Here is a 20,315-nt window from a genome sequence, read left to right as displayed (position 1 = left end):
AGAGATTTTAAAATAAAAATAATGGAAAATTCAACGATAACTATTTCATACAAGATAAAAGGAGTAATTGATCAAGAACATATTAATGAATTTTTTGAACAAATGGCGGCAATCGGAAAAAAAGATCGCATGATTAATTTGGTGCTGGAAGTGTATCATATAGATGGTTTACGTAATGTAAACAAGTTCTTTTCGGAAATAAAATCGAAACAGAGTTTCCTCAAGCATTTAAGAAAGTTTGCCCTGATTGCCGATGCAGATTGGATAGGGGATCTTGTCGATTTTATCTTTTTTTTGACGCCGAATGTAGATGTGGAAGTCTTTGACCTAGATGAAAGGGAAGAGGCGAACGCATGGGTGAATGCCCCTACGAAAGAGGAAGATCAAAACTTGCAGGAAAGGGTCAAGCAAGGGTATGCACATCTGGTGCATTTATGATAAAAAATACAATTAAATAGATTAAGATAATACCCGTTAATACCTCGGGTATAAAAGTCCTTGATGATGGTATAGAATTTAAAACCAATCCGGAAATAATAGCTTTCAACTCTATAATACTATACAGAGAGTGCCCATACGTTTTAAAACTTAATTTATTTTGTCGGAGTTCTTTTGCGATACGCTTTCCATGCAAGCGTAGCAGGACCTAAAACGGCATTCTCGCTTGGGGTTTTTGAGATTAGCACCTTAATCTTGCCTTTATAAGCATTGAACAGGTTTCGTTCCATGGCGGCAATGGTCGGTTTAAGAAGGATGTCACCTGCTTTGCTGAGTCCGCCCAATAGTATAAAGGCTTCGGGGTCCAGATGTGCCGCGGTGTCAGCCAATTGTATGCCAAGGGTTTCGGCGGTCTGCTCAAAAGCGCTTAGGGCGATGGCATCGCCGTCGAGGGCAGCATCGGAAATAAGCTCGCCCGTCATCTCGTCGAAACTGATGCTTCGCAGATTGGAATCCTCGGTCATCTTGGCAATCAAATCAAAGATGGTACGCCGTATTCCTGTTACCGACACATATGTCTCCAGGCATCCGTTAAGCCCACAATTGCACTGCCGCGCATTGGGATTGGAGTTTACATTGACATGGCCGATTTCAGCTGCCATGCCATGTTAGCCGATCAACAGTTCGCCATTGGTGATGATACCACCACCCAACCCAGTTCCCTAGGTAAGCACTACAAAGTTTTTCATGCCCTTTCCCAAACCGTATTCCAATTCGCCCAAAGCAGCCGCATTGGCATCGTTGGTCAAGGCGACGGGTAAATTAAATATTTTCTTTATGGACTTTACTAGTGGCACCGTTTGACCCCACCTAAAGTTGGGTGGATTCTCCATATTTCCGGATTGCGGATTGGCATTGGGTGCCCCAATTCCGATCCCGATCAGCTGTTGTCCCGAACCCAAAACCGATTTTAGGGCGTTGACCTCCCCTTCCAATTTTTTTAAAAAATCATGGAACGAAAATTTTGCTTTAGTATCAAACCTTCTTACGTTTAAAATACTCCCTGTTTTGGTTACTAACCCTAATTTGGTGTAGGTGCCTCCCAAATCGATTCCCAAGACCACTTCTTTTTCCATAGTCATTAAATTTACACAAATCAACTGAAAATAATGATAAGACCGCATGACCAGAATCATTCCGCAACAGGCTTATATGTAATATGTTTATGCCTTCAATAAAACCCATGAATCATGAGAGCGTTGGCACAATTAAAAAATCTTAAAACAGATAATTGCAAGCACACAATCGTTCGAAACCTAAGCCGCATCCTTGACATCCGTATTTTGGATATCGATATCGAAACCCGCACGATTTCCTTTCTCTATCAAAATAATTCGACTTTTGAAAAGGCAAAGCGGGAATTGTACCATATAGGTTTCCCAATTACGCAATGTACCTATCAGGAACCAAAACGAAGGACAGATTTTGTAGAATATACAGAAAGCACGGTCTCCTTTTAAAAATTAAATATCGAGATGATACAGAAAGGCAACTTATGATTCAACTGTGCCGATTTCTTGCGCATGGTTGTAGATTTCTATTTCAACCGAATAATCTCGGGCAGGCTTCCATACGGTGGTCATTGCCGTGTCCTAGATAGGCGATGTAAAAAATAGGCGACTTTGACTGGCCTCAAGATTTTTGGGCTCAAAACCCAAGCCCATTTTTAGTTAGGCAAAGTCCTTGACACATTTTTTTGATGAACAAAACTGGTACATAGGCCGTACAGATTATTCTTTCAGTATTGGAGTTTCCGAAGATTGCGATAAGTATGCACATATAGTGTGATCCTATATCAACTAGGTCGATCCCCTTCTTACAGGGGACTTTGGTGATTTGGCTAATGATTTTATAGTTCTGTACCCTTTGAGTAGTCTTGATGGGCTTGGAGAGATGGTAAGTTTGAGATAATGTCCAAACGTTTTATGACCAGCCCCATATTATATTGAGCTATGGCGAATACCGGTTATTCGCCTTTAGTAAATACAGCTTCAGAAAGCTCCATCCCAATAGCTATACAATTTTGATATTGCGCCCATTTGCCTAGGTGGGCACCGCCTGCAACTTATATTCGGAATGTTCATGAAAATCAAAAGGAAACAATATTTTATTCCTCGATCAGAGATTTGAAATAGGTTGTACCCGTTGTTTTTGGAACGCTGTTTTTCTTTTGCGTAGCTTTCTCTTTAGGTCTTTTAAAGATTCGTTCAAAGATTTTTCAAAATGGTCCGAATAGGATCTTACATAAAACCGTACCCCAGGGGCACTAACCTCTATGCTGCAGCTCTTGCCATTGCCAGTGGAATTTTTTTCTTGTTTAAAGGTGACCTCGGCTCTGACAATGGAATCAAATTTTTTTCCAAGTTTCTCCAGCTTTTGATGCACTCTGGTGTTCATCGTTTGGCTAACGGCCATTTGTATATATTCAATTCTTACAATCATTATGGTATGTTTTAAGCATTTACAAGCAATTAAAATAGGAACAAGGAAGCATCTCTTTTTATGTGAAAATACAGGCTCAATATTCTGTTATTTATTTTTTGAGAAACTATTCCATATTGTTTTTAACAAACAAATCCCTGAGATGGTAACTCCACTTTTCAAAAGTGTCTATGTTATTCCTAAGACATTTGGGATAATTCTTTTATTAAAAGACCGGGACACGCAGGAATCCCGGTCTTTCAGAGGGGTGCCGTTGGACCTACTTAAATCATTATTCTATTAAACCTTATATCAATTTATTCATAGAAAACAAGCGTATGACCGGGCACCCTTATATTGTTGCAAAGGCATTACTGCTTGGCAACCTGAAATTTCAACTTATTCCAAAGAACGTTATCCTTTTTATAACTGTAAAAATACGATAGCTAATGGACTCTTGGAATGATAATTATCAGTTGGCAGGAAGTTTCATCCTGGTTTAGGTTTAATATCTTCTTTCTCAAATGCATGATAATTTCGGCTAGTTTTAGGTTTGGAACGGTAAAGACATTATAATTTCAGAAGGTGTTTTGCATCAAAGGTATTTTAAATTGAAAAACGTCCGCAAAAAAAACATTTTACGGACGTTATAGTTAATGGATATCTATTTTAAACTCTAGATTTGCGTTTTTTCATTATTTTTTCCTCTAATTTTTTTTGAATTTTTTCTTGTCTTTTAGCCTTTAAATCTGACTTGGAGAGCTTTTTTTTAGCAGCAGCCATAATAGAATATTTAAATTTATAAATTGACCAACGAACTGACCCTATATTTGGTACTATTTTTTTACATAACGAGTAGGCCTTTCCAAAATATTTGGACAGGAAAGTGTATTGAATTTTATAAATATATAGGGTGGTTACAGGCACACTCGCGAGTGCCCGGTATTACAGAAAGATAATTTTCTCTTTAATTGGTTCCATTATTAAAAAAAATAAAATATGCCCTGTGGGGACAATGTTATAACTACAGATATGTATTTTTATTCCTTCTTACCATGACCACAAAGTATTAAATGGCCTCGTTAATGCTCAGCAACGGAATACCTATTTGCGTATCCAGTTTTTTGACTAGACTTTTGTTAAACAGGTTTTGAAAGAAGCCTTTTTTTTCCCTATGCAATAGGGCCAAAATATCCGCCTGAATATGTTTCGAATAGATTTTGAGTTCTTCCTCGATATGGTTAGAGAGGATTATCTTGATTTCAATATTGTCATAATCTACCTGTTTCATGAGCGTTTCCTTGAACCATTCCATTTGGTCCTTTCCGGAGTATTGCTTTTCTGTGGCGATATGAACGATATGTATTTTCGCGTTAACGGACTTTGCCATTGGCACCAAATTCTTAATGGCCGCAATATCCGCTTCCCCAAAATTCGAGGCATAGAGCATAGTTTGGATTGGAACGCCACCTATATTGTTCGGCATAATTAGAATCGGGCAAGCCAATCTTTTCAAAAGACCTTGTGCAATATTACCTGCGAACAATCCTCTTTCCGTATGTTTGGCCTTTCTACCGATCAACGCGATGTCTGGATTTACTTCCTTCGATTTTTCAATAATACCATCCAAGACAGAATCATTACATACGACGTCTAGCCACATTCTTCCTTTGTCAAAATTTTCACCCAAATGTTTGGCGCAATAGGCCCTCAAAATATCCTTTTGTTCTTGGATTACTTGAAGTTCTATCTGGTCAGGTTGTCGGGCCACGGAGACCCGTATATGGGGTATTTGATGGATATATAAGACAATTAGTTCGGCCCCCAATCTGTTGCTCAGGTCGTAGGCGTAGCGTAAAGCCGGTACCGCTTTTTCGGTAAGATTAGTTGTATAAAGTATAGTATTCATTACTTTGAATGTTTAAGAAACAAAGCTATCTGATTTCGTGGAGGCACCAAATGATTTTGGTCATGGCAGGTTATTTTGTCTAATTAGATTCCAAGAAAGTCAATGCTTGGATAATGCATTAAGATAAATTTAGTGGCGAGTATTTAAAGATTCTTAGTTCACAAGGGAAATTAATGCAACTTTCAGGAATTCATATAATACATTGCAGATACATTACCGAGGTTTACCTAATTTCGCAGTTCCATTTATCCTTTTTTATAAATTTGAAATGCCAAAATCCAAATCGGAGATCAACAATAACCAGTCTAGGCCCAGATATGTTTTATTGCTGGTCGGTATATTGTTTATCGCCATCAATTTACGACCTACACTTGCAGCGGTAGGGCCATTGATAAACCATATTCGCCAAGCTACTGGACTTTCAAATTCGATGCTCGGTCTGTTGACAACCTTGCCATTGATAGCTTTCGGTGTCGTTTCTACTTTAACCCCCTTGTTCACTCGTCGTTTTGGCATTGGAGGTACGCTTCTTGGAGCGATGCTTTTGTTGGTGCTGGGTATCGGGATTCGGTCTTTGGACGGAACATTTCTGCTTTACTTCGGTACACTATTATTGGGTATTGCCATAGCCTTTGGCAATGTACTGCTCCCCGGATTGACGAAACGTAATTTTTCGTCGAATTCAGGGTATATAACAAGTTTGTATTCCAGCGTCATGGCGGTCGGTGCTTCCTTGGCAGCGGGCATCAGTGTTCCCTTAGCCGACAACTATGGGTTGGGTTGGAGGGTCTCGCTCGGTGTTTGGGCAATTTTGGCTTTAATTGCATTTTTTGTTTGGTTGCCACAATTGTCCCGTTTAAAAAAATCTGAAGAAAAACGCAGTTTTCCAAAAGCAATGAAGTCTTTGGGCCAATCCGGTCTGGCATGGAAAATCGCCCTTTTTATGGGCTTACAGTCATTGACTTTCTATGTAATTCTAGCTTGGTTACCGGCCATTTTGCAGAGTAGGGGATACGATGCGGAATTTTCGGGGTGGATGCTTTCCCTATCACAAGCTGCAGGTATTCTAGGATCTTTGGTTGTCCCGACTTTAGCAGGTAGAAAAAATGACCAGCGTGGCATCGTGTGGTTTCTGATTATTGTAGAGGTTATCGGCCTAGTTGGCCTACTATTTCCCCAAATTGGACTCGTTCCAGTATGGGTCTCGCTCATCGGTTTTGTGTTGGGTGGAACTTTCGGATTGGCCCTGCTTTTTTTGGTACTTCGTTCACAAAATGCGGAGTCTGCCACCGAACTGTCCGGTATGGCACAATCCATAGGTTATATAGTAGCGGCTACGGGACCGATTATCTTCGGCAGTATTTTTGATTTTACGGGAAGTTGGACCTATTCCCTTCTTCTACTTATTTTATTTGCTGCATTGAAATTGTATATGGGATTAGGCTCTGGAAGACCCGGGAAAGTATAACTTTCCGTACACCATATGACGCTTATATATTATCTTTAGGCCTATTAATTTTTCTTGTATTTTCTAGAGTTACTGTAGGCATGGAAAGTAATATATGTATCTTTAACATCTAGATGTCAAAAAATGAGGGCAAGCTCTTCTTCGAATGGTCTTCCCCCGACAGAATTCATGAAGTTTCGCACATGATTTTAGCAAAATATTTAGGAGAATTAACTAAATGGTACGGTAGTATAAATACCGATAGCGATTGGGGGAGTATTCAAATCATCAAGAAAATAGAAAGTAATTTAGGCTTGATTTTTATGCCGGAATTAGAGGAAGAAGGCAATGTCTGTATGGTGCATAGCCCCGAGGTGCGAAATGAATATAAGCAAACCTTTACGTCCATAAATCTCCTCGATTACATCTATGCTGTACTTTACTCGCCCGACTACCGTAAAAAGGGTAAGGAGTGCTTAGATATAGATTTTTCACAAGTACCGTATCCTGTCGACCTTCTCCATTTTTGGAACTTTGCAGGACTAGGCTCCCAGCTGCGGCAGCTACACTTGTTGGAATCGCCTAAGGTAGAAGAATTTATTACTAGCTACCCCAAAGAAGGTGACAATACCATCACCGCCAATATCGGAGAAAGCGATTGGGAGCTAATCGCTAATGCTCATGATGGGTTGTGGGAGGAAGGCAGAATTTGGATAAATGAAGCTCAATATTTTGATAATATTCCCTTAGTGGCTTGGGAGTTTCATATCAATGGCTACAGGCCAGCCCAAAAATGGCTGAAGGACCGCATGGGCGGAACCCTAAGTTTTGAGGATATTCAGTTCTATCAAAGAATGATCGTCGCCTTGACCGAAACGGATCGGTTGATACAAGAAATCGCTATTATTGCAAAGACAACACTACAAAAACGATGATAAAAAAGATAATTCTGACCCCCTTTCAAAAATTCGTAAAAATCGAAAGCTTTAGTGGTATACTACTGTTCGGTGCGACCTTGGTTGCAATGATTTGGGCAAATTCGGGCTACAGCGATTCATATCAAGCTTTGTGGCAATTGGATATTGGTATAAGTGCCGAGAGTTTTAGGTTTTCCAAACCACTAATTCTTTGGATAAACGACGGTTTGATGGCCGTGTTTTTCTTCTTGATCGGATTAGAAATCAAACGAGAACTACTGATTGGAGAACTCAACAGCCTGCGAAAAGCTACATTTCCGTTGTTCGCTGCCGTTGGAGGAATGCTCTTTCCTTTGGCTTTATTTCTAGTTTTGAACAATTCGCCAGAAACGGCTGACGGTTGGGGAATACCGATGGCGACCGACATTGCCTTTACCTTGGCGATATTGAAGATTTTGGGGAACAGAGTGCCTTTGAGCCTAAAAATATTCCTGACTGCCTTTGCGATTGTTGATGATTTGGGTGCGGTACTTATAATAGCCCTATTTTATAGTTCGGGAATAGATTGGTGGTTGATCTTGTACGCCATGATTCCCTTGGCATTACTTTTTTTCTTGGCGCACCGGGGTGTCTACATCAAGTATCTATCAATTAGTATTGCGATTATCATTTGGTTCCTGTTTCTTGGGTCGGGAATCCATCCAACGATAGCCGGGGTACTGATGGCATTTACCATCCCGATACGGCAAAAGATAGCAATTGAAGATTTTACCGAGAGCTTAGCCGATATCTCCAAAAATTTTGCAAAAACAAAACGCGATTATCTCCCTATCTTATCCAAGGAACAAATAGAACAAATGGACGACCTGGAGGATCTGACGGAAAAATTTAATTCGCCACTACAGCATCTTGAACATGGGCTTCATGGCTGGGTAGCCTATTTTATTATGCCCATTTTTGCTTTGGCAAATGCTGGGGTGGTATTCAGTGCGGATATGGAATTGGATACTCCATTAATCGTGAATATAGCCATTGCCCTCTTTGTAGGAAAATGTATAGGTGTAACACTAATGTCATTCCTTAGTGTGAAACTGAAAATAGCGGCATTGCCCAATGGTATAAATTATAGACAGATCATCGGGGTCGCTATTTTGTCTGGAGTCGGGTTTACCATGTCCATCTTCGTTGCGAATTTGGCATTTACTGGAAATTCGATATTTATCGATTCTTCAAAAGTTGGAATACTTATTGGCTCTGTAGTTTCGGGAATCGTCGGATATATGATTTTGAGATGGAGCGGAGGAAAAAAAACACCTCTAAAGTGATTTAGAAAAGTGATGGTGTATAAATGCAATTCACATAGCACTGTCGTCAATGAAGTTGGTGGATCAAAGACGACTAGATCAAAAAAGGCAACACCGGCAAAAGATGGTTAAAGCGTTGTTTTATTTAGATCCTTTCTTGAACATGTTTTTAGTTGGATGGTCAAATTGGATTTAAAGATCACAAGATAGTTTAGCCATGCAATGCCAACACAGCGGTATCCTTTAAGTAGCCCATTTTTCCCAAGGTGGGTTTGCCGAAGCCCAATATTTCCCAAAGTGATGGTTTTTTGTCGATATAGCTGAGCATATTCCCCGATCCCATCTCCAAACTGTTCAACGCTTCTTCCATTTTAATGTTTTGCAATGTATGAAAACTATAATCCACCCCTTCGAAATGCTTACTAAGACGTAGCTTGTTCTCTTTTTGCTGTTGGTCTAGTACATCATTATCGGCAAGGCTCAGCACCTTTATCTTGGCCTTGGTCAATCTGGCGATCTCGGCGAGATGCTCCATTTCCAAAAAGTCAAAATCAGCATTGAAATTGGTGGCAAGAATGATTTTTTTAGGTGGGTCAAGAGTTACATTATTGGGCACGACCATTACCGGGCATCGCCTGATGTTCTGTATAATATCCAAGGTGTTCTTTCCATATTTGTTTTTTTGTTCATTGCCCATGCCCTTGCCGCCTATAAAGATCATATCGATTTCTAGGACGTTGACGATATCCTTTACGGCATCGATTACTGAGCCTGGTCGCGATATTACATAAAAACGGTGATCAACATACCTATCGATTTCCGAGATCCGGTTCAAAATATCCCCCAAACCTTCTTTAGAACGATTTTCAGACAACTTGTTAAAAGCTTCTTCGGGATCTAAGGTTATGCGGTCAAATCCATGGCTATCCTTGGTATAGGTATTAAGGATATAAAAATCACAGGGATGACCTTCATAAAGCATAATCGCATATTGAATAGCGTTCCATGAATTCATTGAAAAATCGGTAGGCAATAACAGCTTTTTTCCCATGACCTTAATGTTTTTAATTTTAATGTTTGGCCTCCAACAAAATGTTAGATAGCACTTTTGATTTTACGTTCCTATATTTTTTTTTGTGATTTAAGTACAATTTGCGATTCCTCTCGTGTTTGCTTAGATAAAATGCATCACATTCTACCGTATCGCATTCCAAAGCGCCTTTTATAGCGCCGTTATATCGGAACAGTGTTCTTAAGTTTAAGGTATTTTCCTTTTGAAGGGTCTGCAGTTCTTCATATAAAGCGGCATTGTTCAATATACGATCTTCAATTTCCAACAGATACTCAAGTTCCTCGTTCATATATTCCAAGTCGTCCATCCAGTTATTGACTTCGTCCTTATCTTTTTTTATCATAATCCTGCTATCGGACTCCTGGCTGTGAAATAAATTTGAAGTGTTCATAATATCATATTTACGTTAATATATTTATTCTCTTGTTCGACCTTTTCAATGGTCAATTTTTGTTCTCCGGACGGGAATTCCCATGATAGCGAATCGCTTTCAGCATACCCAATAACAGCTGCTCCCATAGGGGTTAGGATCGAAACTTTATCGTTTTTCACATCACTGTCGTTGGGCATGACCAGTTGGAATTTTCGTCTCCACCCGTTTTCAGATCCAATGTTAATTTTTGAGTTGAAACGGATAACGTCTTTTGGCATATCCATTTCGTCGCATATTTGGGCCGATTCCAATTCACCTAACAACTTTTCTACCGATTTACGTAGGGTAACGTCCTTATAATATCCTGAAAGGTTCATAAATCGTTTTAGGACTACGTATTCCTTTTTTTCTATGATCAGATTCTTGTATTTCATTTTTGTCTTTTTATTTAAAGGGAATATACCCTGTTGAGTAATCTATCCATGGCAACTTTCATTAATGACCGATTTTCACTGCCAATTGGTTCTATGTTATTTCCAGTCCTTATCGAATGTTGCTATAAACCAAGAAATATTTTTTTGATTTTTCGATGGGCACAGGATGTTGTCCAGTACACCTGATGTGGTAATTATTGGTTCAGGTGTATAATTTCACCATTAGTTCTATTTAATCGATAATTGTCTTTTTCTTTTGATTTGCCTATACGCTGGTTGTATTAACGGCCGTTCCAATTTGGTCTTCCCTTTTGGTAGTTCCACGTTATGGTCATATTCACTACACGAATGAATGTTGCTCTTATCCTTAGTCAAACTGCAAACGAATAGGAAATTGCAGGTGGAGCATATGCTCCTTTTATATTGCTGTCTCATAGTTTTATATATTAAATTTTAAAAATTGCCTGACTTTCAATTGGTTTTCAATTAAATCAGCGGTTCGAAAGTCAGACAAGTCCGATAATTAACTAATAAACCAAACTAACTTATGTGAGCTTGCCCTCTATTTAAAAGGCCCTCTGGAATCGAAGTCTCGCAATAATTTGCGGTTTGCGCGACCTTCGTAATTTTAAGAGGTATTACACCAATCGGTGTACTATAACGAACTATATCACCTTCAGATCTTCCTATTACAGAAGCTCCCAAAGCACATTGTACAGAAATCCTGTTAGCCATGACGTCATCTTTTAAGGGGAGCACCAATTGAAAGGTTTCGCTCCATCCAGATTTTGAGGTTACTGTTACGATGGAATACAAGCGTATGATATCAACGGCCATATCTTCCACATCCATAACCACAGCTTTCGTCATGTTTTCTTCAAGCATTTCCAACGCATCCTTATGCGAATAATCTTCGATATGGTAATTTATATTTTGATACTGTTTTATCATAGCGAGATCTTTTTTTTCCAAGATTAGGCTTCCGTATTTCATTTTTCTCGTTTTTAATTTCCTTGAAATATCATACTTCTTCGACCCATCACTACTTTTGAATTTTATTAAACCATCCTTTATTTAAAAAATTAGAAAAAGATGTGCTTTTGAGCTTATGATGAATTGATGAAATATAACATCAACAGGGTTTTGGATTCATGCCATTAAAAGCAAAGTGCATGCCCTAAAATTGAAATTCAGCGGAATAATATGTAACCACTTAATAATCAAGTAATAATGATAAATTTAGAAAGGGAACGATATTAAGAAAGCGGGGAGAAATTCCTCGATATAGGAGTTTTACCTCAGGAAGTTAGTTCAACTTATCACGTAAGGTCTTACGGTCTATTTGAAGGATTGCAGCCGCCTTGGTTTTATTGCCACCGACATTTGCAAGCACGCGTTTTACATATTCCTTCTCCATTTCACGAAGTGGAAGGAAATCGGCATTGGGAAAATCAATCTGGAATTTTAAGTTTTGTGGAAGGTCTTTAACATCGATAGCACCATCACACATAATGACCGCCCGTTGAATTATATTCTCTAATTCCCGAATATTACCTGGCCAATGATGGCGTTGCAAAACTTGTAGGGCATCTGAGGAAATACCCATAAGACGATCTTTATATTCTATCCCATATTTTTGAACGAATTTATCGACCAACAGTGGAATATCTGATTTTCGTTCGCGAAGTGGAGGCACATTGATTTCTACAACAGTAAGTCGATAGTAAAGATCTTCACGGAAATCCTTTTTTTTGATGGCCTCTAACAAATCGGCATTTGTTGCAGCAATAACACGAATATCGACTTTTTCCGCCCGTCGGGAACCCACTTTTGTGATTTCCTTTTCTTGAAGGACGCGGAGTAGTTTGGTCTGAACGGAAAGGGGTGCCGTACCAATTTCGTCCAAAAAGAGCGTACCCCCATCAGCAGCTTGAAAGAATCCGTTTCGGTTGTCGTTGGCACCCGTAAAGGCTCCTTTAATATAGCCAAAAAGTTCGGCCTCCAATAGATTTTCTGGAATGGCTCCGCAATTTACCGCCACAAAGGGCGCACGGGAAAATTGGCCAGAATAGTGGATGGCCCTTGCTACCAATTCCTTGCCCGTACCGCTTTCTCCTTGGATCAAGACTGTAGCTTTGTTATTCTTTACCCTATCTATGATGTCCGTAATTCTTTGAAATGCTTCCGACGTACCGATCATATCGGCATACCCTCTGCCCTTATGGACACTTAAAGGGGGTTGAGGTTTTTTTCTTTTTGCGCCGCTTTCAAAAGACTTTTGGACAGCCAGTTTTAACTCGTCCTTGGTAAAGGGTTTGGTTAAATAATCAGTCGCACCAGATTTGATGACTTCTAGAGCACCATCCACGGAAGGGTAGCCAGTAATGACTAGTTTGGGTATTTCAGGATAATGTTCATCGGCGAACTTTACCAACTGCAGCCCGTCCACTTCGGGCATTTGTATATCGGTAATCAACAAGTCGATATAAGTGTCCTTTAAAATATAAAGGGCCTCCTTGACCGATACGGCCTTATAGGTATGATAGTCCATCGATTGCAAATGCCTCTGCAAAAGTTCTAAAATATCGATATCGTCATCGACGAGCAGTATGTTTTCTTTACGTAATGCCATTTCTACAATTTTGGAAAATCTATGGTAAAAATAGCTCCTTTTGGGGTATTCGCACTATGGGTTATCGTTCCCTTATGACTACTTATAATACCGTGCACCACACTCAGGCCCAGTCCCGAACCCTCTCCCAAAGGTTTTGTCGTAAAAAAAGGTTCAAAAACTTTATCTTCGTTTCTTGGGTCGATACCTGGGCCTTCATCTGAGATTCGAATTTGTATTTTTTTTCCTTTCTCATTGATGCCAATGTCAATTCTCCCACCTTTAGGGGAGAAATAGATGGCGTTCATAATCAAGTTGAATAATACTTGGGTCAATTGCACTGTATCGGCACGGAGTTCTATGTTATCATCGCCGAAAGACTTGGTCAAATTTATATTTTTCGTGTGTAGGGAAGGCCCAAGCAGCTTCAATATATTTTCAACCACCGGAATTAATACTACCGACTTCATTTGTTGGGGCATTTCGCACGCAAAGAACATTAGTTTTTTAACCACCTCGCGACTGAAGATTGCATTGTCCACAATTTTATCGAGATCTCGTATGGACTTCGGGTCTGTTATCCTTTCCTTCAAAAGTTCCGTAAAACCTAAGATATTCGCAAGGGGCGTATTTAGTTCATGGGCTATGCCAGCTGTAATCTCTCCCAAAATATGAAGGCGGTCCGCACGCTCGACTTGTCGTTTGATAGCCTCTTCGTTATCGTGTACCTGCTTTTTTTCAAGTAGGTTACCAACTTCCAAGGATACGTTTTGAAGTAATTTTTCCTCTTCTTTCAAAAAGTCGGATTTCGCATATTTGTCCTTTGGATATCCCACTTCAATAAAACCATCCAATTTATTGAAAACCTTAATATCGGATTTTATAGAAACCATGTCCGATATATACCCTTCAGTCCCGATGTCATATACGCCACTTTTCAATAGCACCTCGGTATCATGTTCAAATTGCCATGCTTTTTTCAGGCAATAAGCAATAGCCTCAAGAGAAGCCTCCAATTGGTTGTAATCTGAGTTAACGATGATGGAAGTAACCTCGTAGAGACAAGTAAGTTCCTTGATGCGTTCTTTTAGTTGTGCTTCAGTTGTAGCCATGTTTTTTTAACCCCTATTCTATATATTGAAAAGTAAAGTTCTTAAATATTTGATCGGAATGGAAATTTACAATAGAAAATCTTGCTATGTTTCCCTAGCTCCTGTCGAGGTTTAAAAAACCTTCCACTTTAAGACTTCCTTAGTTAACGACCTTTGTCTGTCCGTAAATCAAGAAACAACAAGCTCATTGGCCTCGTCCAAAACATTGTTTGTAAAGCTTTTCAAATAGATTTCTGTAGTCCTTAAAGATTTATGGCCCAAGCCTTCACTAATAACCTCTGTAGGGATTCCCATGAACTTGGCTATTGTGGCCCAGGAATGGCGGATGTAGTAGGTTGTGAATTCACCTTCTATCCCCGCATCCTTTGCAATGACCTTAAGACGTTCGTTCATTCTCCTCCTTTGGGATTTGTACTTTTGATAATGTTTGGTGCTGCCGTCATAGTTTGTGGGAAACAAATAATCTTCGGGTCGTTTCCCCTTTAGGTAGAACTCCAGGATGTTGCCAAGACTTTCGGTAATCTTGACGGAAAAAGGGTCACCAGTTTTGCTTCTGCCATATAGAAGACGGTCGCCCTCAATATTCTTCACTTTAAGCTTGACCAGATCTATAAAGTTCATTCCCCTGCAGTAGAACATGATAAGGGCATAGTTTTTGGCATGCCAAAGCGGGCTTTCCCGTTCGTATTCCAGTGTCCTTAGTTCCATGATCCTGGCCTTTGCCACGGCCTTTTTTTTAGTACGGGCCATTGAGGGAGTTTTGTAGTGATCGAACGGATTCTTAAGCGGAACAAATTGGTCCTCTTTGATGGCGCCATTGTACATGGACCTAATGGCCCTAATATACATCCCTATTGTGTTTTTCGAATTTCCCCTGCTCAATTGTTGGGCCTCGAAGTCCTTGAGAAAGGTCACCGTAATATCATATAACATTATGTCCTTTCCATTGTTGAATTTGGTCAGGGCATCTACGCCGCTTTGATACCATTGTGCCGTTCCAGGAATATTAGCTGACCGTTTTCTTTTTATCATCACACCTGCCCATTGGGATAGGGAAATATCATTTTCGACCTTCTTTTTTATTTCAAAGTCCTGTTCACCGTCCCATCTGACCTTTATGTGGTCAAGTAGTAGATCAACATCTATACGGCCGATACTTTCCCCAAGCTCGTATACCACTTGCCTGGCCCAATGGAATTTATTTCCAAGTTCTGCATTTATCTTATGGTAATCCAGCCCATTGTCCATAACTGCGGATTTTCGGAGCTGTTGGGTTTTTCTATTCCATCCAGTAAGGTTGGTAGAGTGGCCAAGAACGATCAGCCGGCTCTTTTTGTGAAAGACCTTTAGGACTATGGGATATAGTCCTGTAATACTGCTTTTGGATTTCTTCCTAGTGTCCAATATTAAACTTACCTTGGCCATTGCAATTCGAATATTTCAAGGAAAAGGTAAGAAATAATTACGCTCACTTTACGCTCACTTTTTTTGTATGTCAAATGGATGCAAATGATATCAAATAAAATTTAATTGCTATAAAACATTGATATTCAGATATATATGATGGGTGTTTGATATGATTTGATGTCCTTTCTTTTAGGCTTACAAGCAGGGGGTCACTGGTTCGAACCCAGTAGGGCCCACAGTAACAAAGACAAGGCTTCCAAGAAATTGGGAGCCTTTTTTTTGCCTTGGCAAATTCTAATTACGACCTTATCGTTCATTTTTTGGCGGATTTGTTAAATCAGGTAAGGACAGACTTATTGATGAGAGATTTGGACTCGGCATCGACAAGTTTCATATGTTATGAAGCCAATATCCTCCACACTTAAATGCAACAGACATATTTCAAAATTAGAACCACTTTATCGTCTACTCAGATTTCCAATCCCTGCGGAAGTCGGGCAACCCTTCCGCTCCAATCCTCCCCAAGCGGAGACGCTAAGCTGGTCCGCTTGGGAAGTCTTTCCGTTCCAGTTTTGCCCGACCTCCTCGGCCGCTGAAAAGCACAAGCGATGAAAACCGCTTGCCCTTTTTCTCCCTAACCACATTTATTTTTAGCCGTTGAAATGTTCCATAGCCTCCAGGTTGCACTTGTACAATTAAACCCTCCAAAGAATAAATAATAAAGGGAATGCTGCTTTCGGGATATATTGAAATATAAATATATAAATATATGGGTATATGTATATATGCACATAGGATTTACGCATTCGGAAGGTATTTTTGTTTTGGAGTTGGAATAAAACAGACCCATCTGTTTTGAGTAATATATCCTTAAAAAAAGAATTGGAAATATTAATCTTCGGAGAAGATAGCAAGTTATGTTTTAAGCATCCTAAAACTCCTACTTCTGGCGAAGTGAAAACCGATAAGAATATCGTATAATAAAACGGTAATCAACAAAAGGGGAGGTAAAACGTTTTAGGGAAAGGAAATGGGAGTCTACTATAACGTTTCGTTTCAATATCACGGAATACGATAATTTGAGAAAAATATGCGAAGCCTATAACTTGAATATTTTGGAAAGGGGCGTGATAAGTCCTCTCCTTAGAAGATTGGCCTTACAACAAGAGGCTGAAGAAAAGGATATGCTCCCCGTTTCATATTCAAGTCAAGAAAGCGTAAAATGAAACGGGGAGGTTAGGGGTAAAGTATGGACTGGTCAGCCAAATGGATTGTCGGGCACGGTTCATCAAAGGTTTTACAGTACATAGAAGACTGGGCGGCCCGAATCTGCAAAAAGTATTCGATATACATTCCAAATCGAATCTGTTGCTGATGTGGAGCGAAAAGGCATTGCATGCCCAGTCAAGACTTGATTACGACCTACAAAGTTTCGTCTTAACTCTTATCTATCGGAACGCTAAAGAAACTCTGCAGGATCCACGTGCAGTTAAGTTATGGTATGGTTTGGGGGAGGACGGAAAACTAATTTTTAATCGCCTTGAAAACCGAGCTGAATTTCAACTAATGGTTTTAGACTTTCGGCAACAGTAGTGTTTGCCATATTTGCCAGAATCTTCCCAATTTCGCTTGTATTGACATCCATCGTATTTTTTTCTAGAAGATTGGTCAGCCTTTCATAGAGTTTTTCATTCCTCATCGCTATTTTTTTCATCTCTCGACCCATCACTCGTGCTGCAATGAGATGAAGCCCAAAATCATCGTCGCCAAATAGATCTGAATGATGCTCGTAAATTTGGTTGGTGTACATTTCAAAAAAATGAGTCAGTATTGTCAGAATGTCTTTTAGGTCATCCCTTCGGATTTCAGGACGGTCTTCCCAAGCGATGAGCTTTAGAATAACGATTCCGGGCAAGGTGCAGAACTTGAATCGATGTTCCCCTTCTAATTCTACTTCGGGCAATCCGCTCTCATAGATTTCTTTGAAGCCAGGCATGTTCAAACTGGTAAGGCCAGTACCTTCCAAACTTACCTTGGCATTTTCATCTTCAATGTTTCCGAAAGGAAGGAGGTCAACCTGCATTCTGCCCTGCCAAAATAACACGAAGTTATTCTCTATGGAAGGTTGAAAGTGTTCTATTTCAATAAGGTGCCGTTTTAGTTTTTCATAGATTCCCTTGTCTTCCATAAAAACGGCAAAATCAATGTCTCTTGTAATTCTGCTTGGCGGGATTTCATTAATTGCCGTCATCCATATATCACGGGCGACGGCACCGACCAAATAAAAGTCAACATGGAATGCTGCAAAACCTCGTTCCAAAGCTGCCAACATTTCTAAAAAGTCGGGTCTTTGGCGGAGTTGTTTAAAATTTATCCTGTAAGTACTCATTATATATTTTTTCTGCGGTTTCGGTACATCGTCTATCCCCTTTCATTATCAGGTCGGCGTAAGCGAGCAAAGGATGAACCGCTTCTTTTTCCTCTGTATTGTCCTTCCAGAATTTTTCGTAGATCTTGACATTGCCGCCCTCATCGGGAACAAGCCTATAGTTCTTCATCAGTTCGTTTCTTGGTTCGGTGGTGTACAGCGTTAACTCCTCCGGTCGAAGGTAATCGGTATATATGTCTCCGGCGGGTTCTCCTCCCCAGAACGTTTGCCCCTGTTTTAATTTAATGTCCTTCCAATTAAAAAAAGCATCGTTATCAACAAATCGATATGTTCCAATGACCAGATTTGGTTTCAACTTTTTTTCATAGGCCATAATCCATTTTTCGAGTAACTTTTTATTGTCCTCTAAAATATAAGTGTCCTTGGTAAGTGGAATGAGGAAACCATCATCCTTTAGACCATTGAAGATGTTCGTGATATTGCCGATACCTGTATCTGTTTTATCGGCTATCTCACGATAGGTTTTGTTAACCCATGTATCGTCCAATAGGAATTGGTAAACAACCTTTAGGCCGGTTTTGGTAAATGCCCTATTTGTGGTCTTTTGCTTTATTGCGATGGGTTCATTGGCATCTAGCCAAAGGAAGGTTTCTTTTTCGTTGAGGTAAATATTACCGTTGGCCTCAAGATAGGCGATGTTCCTGTTACGAAGCTCTTGTTTTATTTTGGGAAATATGGTTTGTGCAACGATCATAAATGGCTCATACTCCTTGGCGAATGCCTCTAATTTTGGAAGATGGATATTTCTTAGCTCCTTTTTAATTTCTATGCCAAGCTTGATAGTCCGGTCGTTCAGGGTAAGGGCTATCGTGCCATCTAAGACTTCATTAGGGGCTTTATCAAGCCATTTGGCTTCGATTTCACCTGTTTTCTGAAGGTTGGCCAATGCATATTGCACAATTCCTTGATCGTTCATTGTTCACTTTATTTTATAGTTCACGAAAACGTGAACAAATAAAAATTATGAACAAATATACATAATTATTTTCAAATGGAACTATTTATAAGGCCGATAACGTATTTAGGGAAAGCGCCATGCGTGAATAGATCAAAAACCAATGACACTATCAAGCGCATCGTCCAAATCTTTATTTACAAAGTTTTGCTGGTAGTCAATGGTTGTTTTAATGTCGGAATGATTATAAAGCTTTTGCAATACTTGTAACGGAATGCGATCTCCAGATATATTCCCAAAGGAATGACGAGATACGTGCATCGTGATTTTCTTTGTTATTTCCGCTCGCTCGGCAATTTGCGCCAAAAATCTATTAAGTCTTTTGTTGGCCGTTTTGCTAACCCTTAGAATATCTTTCGGATTATTGGCGGCTTCTTTTAATTCAGGGAAGATATAATCGGTGTGTGCGGTTTTCGTCGGGAGGTATTTATCCAAAATTTTCTGAAGTTTACCATGTATTTTGAGCGAAAGGTTTTTTTGATTCTTGTTCATGGTATAATATATTCTTTCTCCTTGCACGTTCGCCCAAGTCATTTGAACTACATCGGAAACCCTCATTCCGGCGAGATAGAAACTAAAAAGAAATACATTGCGAGTGTGGTGCTGCTTTGGATTGTCAGAAAGATCTATTTCTTCGATAATTCTGATTTCCTCTGAAGTAAGACCGATTTTGATAGATTTTGGAATTCTTATTTTAATCTTTCCATCGGTATTCCCAAAAGGATAATTATCCCTAGAGACAATGCCTTGTTGGGAAGCCCTGTTATGCAAGGTGCGTATGAAAATCAGCGTGTTTACAATACTTCTTTCCCCAACGGAATCTTTAGTGCTTCTTAAATAGGAGATGAAGCCTCGTAGAAAAAGAGGGGTAATGGCCTCGAAGGTCAACGTCTTTGCCCTTGGATACCTTTTAATCCTATTCAATAGGGGTCGTTCACAATCGATTCGAGAATACTTTTTGTTTTTTTCAAGTTCCTCAAAATAAGCTTCGGCAAATGTGTAAAACGAGGAGCTTTTATATTTACCTGAAATTGTTTTTTTTATTTCTGCAATTTGTCTTTTGGAATTGACTTCGGTCTCTACGTCTAAAAGTGTTTTATTTATTTCTAAGACTTTGGAGGATATAAAATTGTTTAAACGATTCGAGTTCGGGTGACTTTTTTTAACTTTACTCGTTACTTCATCCCAATACTTTGGCTTAATTTTCTGACCTGTATGAATATAAGTCGATTTCCTATTTTTAGTAATGCGAATGGCGATGGTGCATTCCCCTGCCTTATTTGGATACGCTAGAGCAAGCTGACCCCTCTACCTGGGGTTAAAAATGGTCAGAGAATGCATCTGCCGTTCTGTCGGATGCTGACCCCTCTACATTAAAAAAGATAGTCAAATTTTGGGTCTAGATT

General features: G+C 39.6%; 18 protein-coding genes and 2 pseudogenes. 5 read left to right on the top strand and 15 right to left on the bottom strand.

Annotated features, from left to right (window positions below; genetic code table 11):
• Positions 1–21 precede the first annotated feature (21 nt).
• Complete coding sequence (locus tag CWD90_RS12750) at positions 22–438, top strand: SpoIIAA family protein (RefSeq protein ID WP_103476460.1); 417 nt, start codon at positions 22–24, stop codon at positions 436–438.
• A 155-nt stretch (positions 439–593) separates the two neighbouring features.
• Here the strand turns inward: CWD90_RS12750 and CWD90_RS23460 are convergent.
• Positions 594–1,574 (bottom strand): annotated as a pseudogene (locus CWD90_RS23460) (ROK family protein).
• 114 nt (positions 1,575–1,688) lie between these two features.
• Here CWD90_RS23460 and CWD90_RS12735 point away from each other — a divergent pair.
• Positions 1,689–1,958, top strand: coding sequence for a hypothetical protein (locus CWD90_RS12735; protein ID WP_103476457.1), 270 nt, complete (start codon positions 1,689–1,691; stop codon positions 1,956–1,958).
• Between the two features lie 658 nt (positions 1,959–2,616).
• Here CWD90_RS12735 and CWD90_RS12730 read toward each other — a convergent pair.
• Together CWD90_RS12730 and CWD90_RS12715 are read right to left on the bottom strand one after the other, a co-directional pair.
• Positions 2,617–2,940: an HPF/RaiA family ribosome-associated protein gene (locus tag CWD90_RS12730; RefSeq protein WP_103476456.1), complete on the bottom strand. Its 324-nt coding sequence runs from the start codon at positions 2,938–2,940 to the stop codon at positions 2,617–2,619.
• Between the two features lie 1,048 nt (positions 2,941–3,988).
• On the bottom strand, positions 3,989–4,828 hold the full coding sequence (locus tag CWD90_RS12715; RefSeq protein WP_103476453.1) for a universal stress protein: 840 nt from the start codon (positions 4,826–4,828) through the stop codon (positions 3,989–3,991).
• 268 nt (positions 4,829–5,096) lie between these two features.
• Here CWD90_RS12715 and CWD90_RS12710 point away from each other — a divergent pair, with 268 nt between their 5' ends.
• From CWD90_RS12710 to nhaA, 3 genes are all read left to right on the top strand, one after another.
• Positions 5,097–6,296, top strand: a complete 1,200-nt coding sequence (locus CWD90_RS12710) for a CynX/NimT family MFS transporter (protein ID WP_103476452.1) — start codon at positions 5,097–5,099, stop codon at positions 6,294–6,296.
• Between the two features lie 182 nt (positions 6,297–6,478).
• Entirely contained in the window at positions 6,479–7,210 is a 732-nt protein-coding gene (locus tag CWD90_RS12705; RefSeq protein ID WP_239986513.1) for a type ISP restriction/modification enzyme, read from the top strand.
• Entirely contained in the window at positions 7,207–8,517 is a 1,311-nt protein-coding gene (nhaA, locus tag CWD90_RS12700) for a Na+/H+ antiporter NhaA (RefSeq protein WP_103476450.1), read from the top strand. Before CWD90_RS12705 ends, nhaA begins: the two co-directional genes overlap by 4 nt.
• A gap of 190 nt (positions 8,518–8,707) precedes the next feature.
• On the opposite strand, the gene CWD90_RS12695 is transcribed toward nhaA, so the two are convergent.
• From CWD90_RS12695 to CWD90_RS23715, 12 genes and pseudogenes are all read right to left on the bottom strand, one after another.
• The gene (locus CWD90_RS12695) at positions 8,708–9,547 is read right to left on the bottom strand and encodes a universal stress protein (RefSeq protein WP_103476449.1); all 840 of its coding nucleotides are present in this window, start codon (positions 9,545–9,547) and stop codon (positions 8,708–8,710) included.
• Positions 9,548–9,566: 19 nt separating this feature from the next.
• Complete coding sequence (locus CWD90_RS12690) at positions 9,567–9,959, bottom strand: hypothetical protein (RefSeq protein ID WP_103476448.1); 393 nt, start codon at positions 9,957–9,959, stop codon at positions 9,567–9,569.
• Positions 9,956–10,375: a GreA/GreB family elongation factor gene (locus CWD90_RS12685; RefSeq protein WP_103476447.1), complete on the bottom strand. Its 420-nt coding sequence runs from the start codon at positions 10,373–10,375 to the stop codon at positions 9,956–9,958. Before CWD90_RS12685 ends, CWD90_RS12690 begins: the two co-directional genes overlap by 4 nt.
• A gap of 540 nt (positions 10,376–10,915) precedes the next feature.
• Complete coding sequence (locus CWD90_RS12680; RefSeq protein WP_103476446.1) at positions 10,916–11,368, bottom strand: GreA/GreB family elongation factor; 453 nt, start codon at positions 11,366–11,368, stop codon at positions 10,916–10,918.
• 313 nt (positions 11,369–11,681) lie between these two features.
• Positions 11,682–13,007, bottom strand: a complete 1,326-nt coding sequence (locus CWD90_RS12675; RefSeq protein WP_103476445.1) for a sigma-54-dependent transcriptional regulator — start codon at positions 13,005–13,007, stop codon at positions 11,682–11,684.
• Between the two features lie 2 nt (positions 13,008–13,009).
• Positions 13,010–14,098: a sensor histidine kinase gene (locus CWD90_RS12670; protein WP_103476444.1), complete on the bottom strand. Its 1,089-nt coding sequence runs from the start codon at positions 14,096–14,098 to the stop codon at positions 13,010–13,012.
• A 168-nt stretch (positions 14,099–14,266) separates the two neighbouring features.
• Positions 14,267–15,523: a tyrosine-type recombinase/integrase gene (locus tag CWD90_RS12665; protein WP_103476443.1), complete on the bottom strand. Its 1,257-nt coding sequence runs from the start codon at positions 15,521–15,523 to the stop codon at positions 14,267–14,269.
• A 440-nt stretch (positions 15,524–15,963) separates the two neighbouring features.
• The gene (locus tag CWD90_RS23040) at positions 15,964–16,149 is read right to left on the bottom strand and encodes a hypothetical protein (protein ID WP_157941216.1); all 186 of its coding nucleotides are present in this window, start codon (positions 16,147–16,149) and stop codon (positions 15,964–15,966) included.
• Between the two features lie 887 nt (positions 16,150–17,036).
• Positions 17,037–17,894, bottom strand: coding sequence for a hypothetical protein (locus tag CWD90_RS12660; protein WP_103476442.1), 858 nt, complete (start codon positions 17,892–17,894; stop codon positions 17,037–17,039).
• Positions 17,869–18,870: a type IV toxin-antitoxin system AbiEi family antitoxin gene (locus tag CWD90_RS12655; protein ID WP_103476441.1), complete on the bottom strand. Its 1,002-nt coding sequence runs from the start codon at positions 18,868–18,870 to the stop codon at positions 17,869–17,871. The genes CWD90_RS12660 and CWD90_RS12655 overlap by 26 nt, the downstream gene beginning before the upstream one ends.
• A 132-nt stretch (positions 18,871–19,002) precedes the next feature.
• Positions 19,003–19,941 (bottom strand): tyrosine-type recombinase/integrase, encoded by a 939-nt coding sequence (locus tag CWD90_RS12650; RefSeq protein ID WP_239986515.1) that lies wholly within the window; start codon positions 19,939–19,941, stop codon positions 19,003–19,005.
• 45 nt (positions 19,942–19,986) lie between these two features.
• Positions 19,987–20,181: pseudogene (locus tag CWD90_RS23715) on the bottom strand (Arm DNA-binding domain-containing protein); the annotation flags it as partial.
• Between the last annotated feature and the right edge of the window lie 134 nt (positions 20,182–20,315).

The sequence above is a fragment of the Arenibacter catalasegens genome, from assembly GCF_002909235.1.
Classification (GTDB): domain Bacteria; phylum Bacteroidota; class Bacteroidia; order Flavobacteriales; family Flavobacteriaceae; genus Arenibacter; species Arenibacter catalasegens.
The sequence above is the reverse complement of the archived record's forward strand: the minus strand, read 5'-3'. Positions and strand labels throughout refer to the sequence as shown.

Coding starts and splice junctions, on each gene's coding strand:
- nhaA (WP_103476450.1), top strand. CDS start 7,207: ATGATAAAAAAGATAATTCTGACCCCCTTTCAAAAATTCGTAAAAATC.
- CWD90_RS12710 (WP_103476452.1), top strand. CDS start 5,097: ATGCCAAAATCCAAATCGGAGATCAACAATAACCAGTCTAGGCCCAGA.
- CWD90_RS12690 (WP_103476448.1), bottom strand. CDS start 9,959: ATGAACACTTCAAATTTATTTCACAGCCAGGAGTCCGATAGCAGGATT.
- CWD90_RS12750 (WP_103476460.1), top strand. CDS start 22: ATGGAAAATTCAACGATAACTATTTCATACAAGATAAAAGGAGTAATT.
- CWD90_RS12655 (WP_103476441.1), bottom strand. CDS start 18,870: ATGAACGATCAAGGAATTGTGCAATATGCATTGGCCAACCTTCAGAAA.
- CWD90_RS12670 (WP_103476444.1), bottom strand. CDS start 14,098: ATGGCTACAACTGAAGCACAACTAAAAGAACGCATCAAGGAACTTACT.
- CWD90_RS12685 (WP_103476447.1), bottom strand. CDS start 10,375: ATGAAATACAAGAATCTGATCATAGAAAAAAAGGAATACGTAGTCCTA.
- CWD90_RS12705 (WP_239986513.1), top strand. CDS start 6,479: ATGATTTTAGCAAAATATTTAGGAGAATTAACTAAATGGTACGGTAGT.
- CWD90_RS12680 (WP_103476446.1), bottom strand. CDS start 11,368: ATGAAATACGGAAGCCTAATCTTGGAAAAAAAAGATCTCGCTATGATA.
- CWD90_RS12660 (WP_103476442.1), bottom strand. CDS start 17,894: ATGAGTACTTACAGGATAAATTTTAAACAACTCCGCCAAAGACCCGAC.
- CWD90_RS12675 (WP_103476445.1), bottom strand. CDS start 13,007: ATGGCATTACGTAAAGAAAACATACTGCTCGTCGATGACGATATCGAT.
- CWD90_RS12665 (WP_103476443.1), bottom strand. CDS start 15,523: ATGGCCAAGGTAAGTTTAATATTGGACACTAGGAAGAAATCCAAAAGC.
- CWD90_RS12730 (WP_103476456.1), bottom strand. CDS start 2,940: ATGATTGTAAGAATTGAATATATACAAATGGCCGTTAGCCAAACGATG.
- CWD90_RS12735 (WP_103476457.1), top strand. CDS start 1,689: ATGAGAGCGTTGGCACAATTAAAAAATCTTAAAACAGATAATTGCAAG.
- CWD90_RS12695 (WP_103476449.1), bottom strand. CDS start 9,547: ATGGGAAAAAAGCTGTTATTGCCTACCGATTTTTCAATGAATTCATGG.
- CWD90_RS12715 (WP_103476453.1), bottom strand. CDS start 4,828: ATGAATACTATACTTTATACAACTAATCTTACCGAAAAAGCGGTACCG.
- CWD90_RS23040 (WP_157941216.1), bottom strand. CDS start 16,149: ATGTGGTTAGGGAGAAAAAGGGCAAGCGGTTTTCATCGCTTGTGCTTT.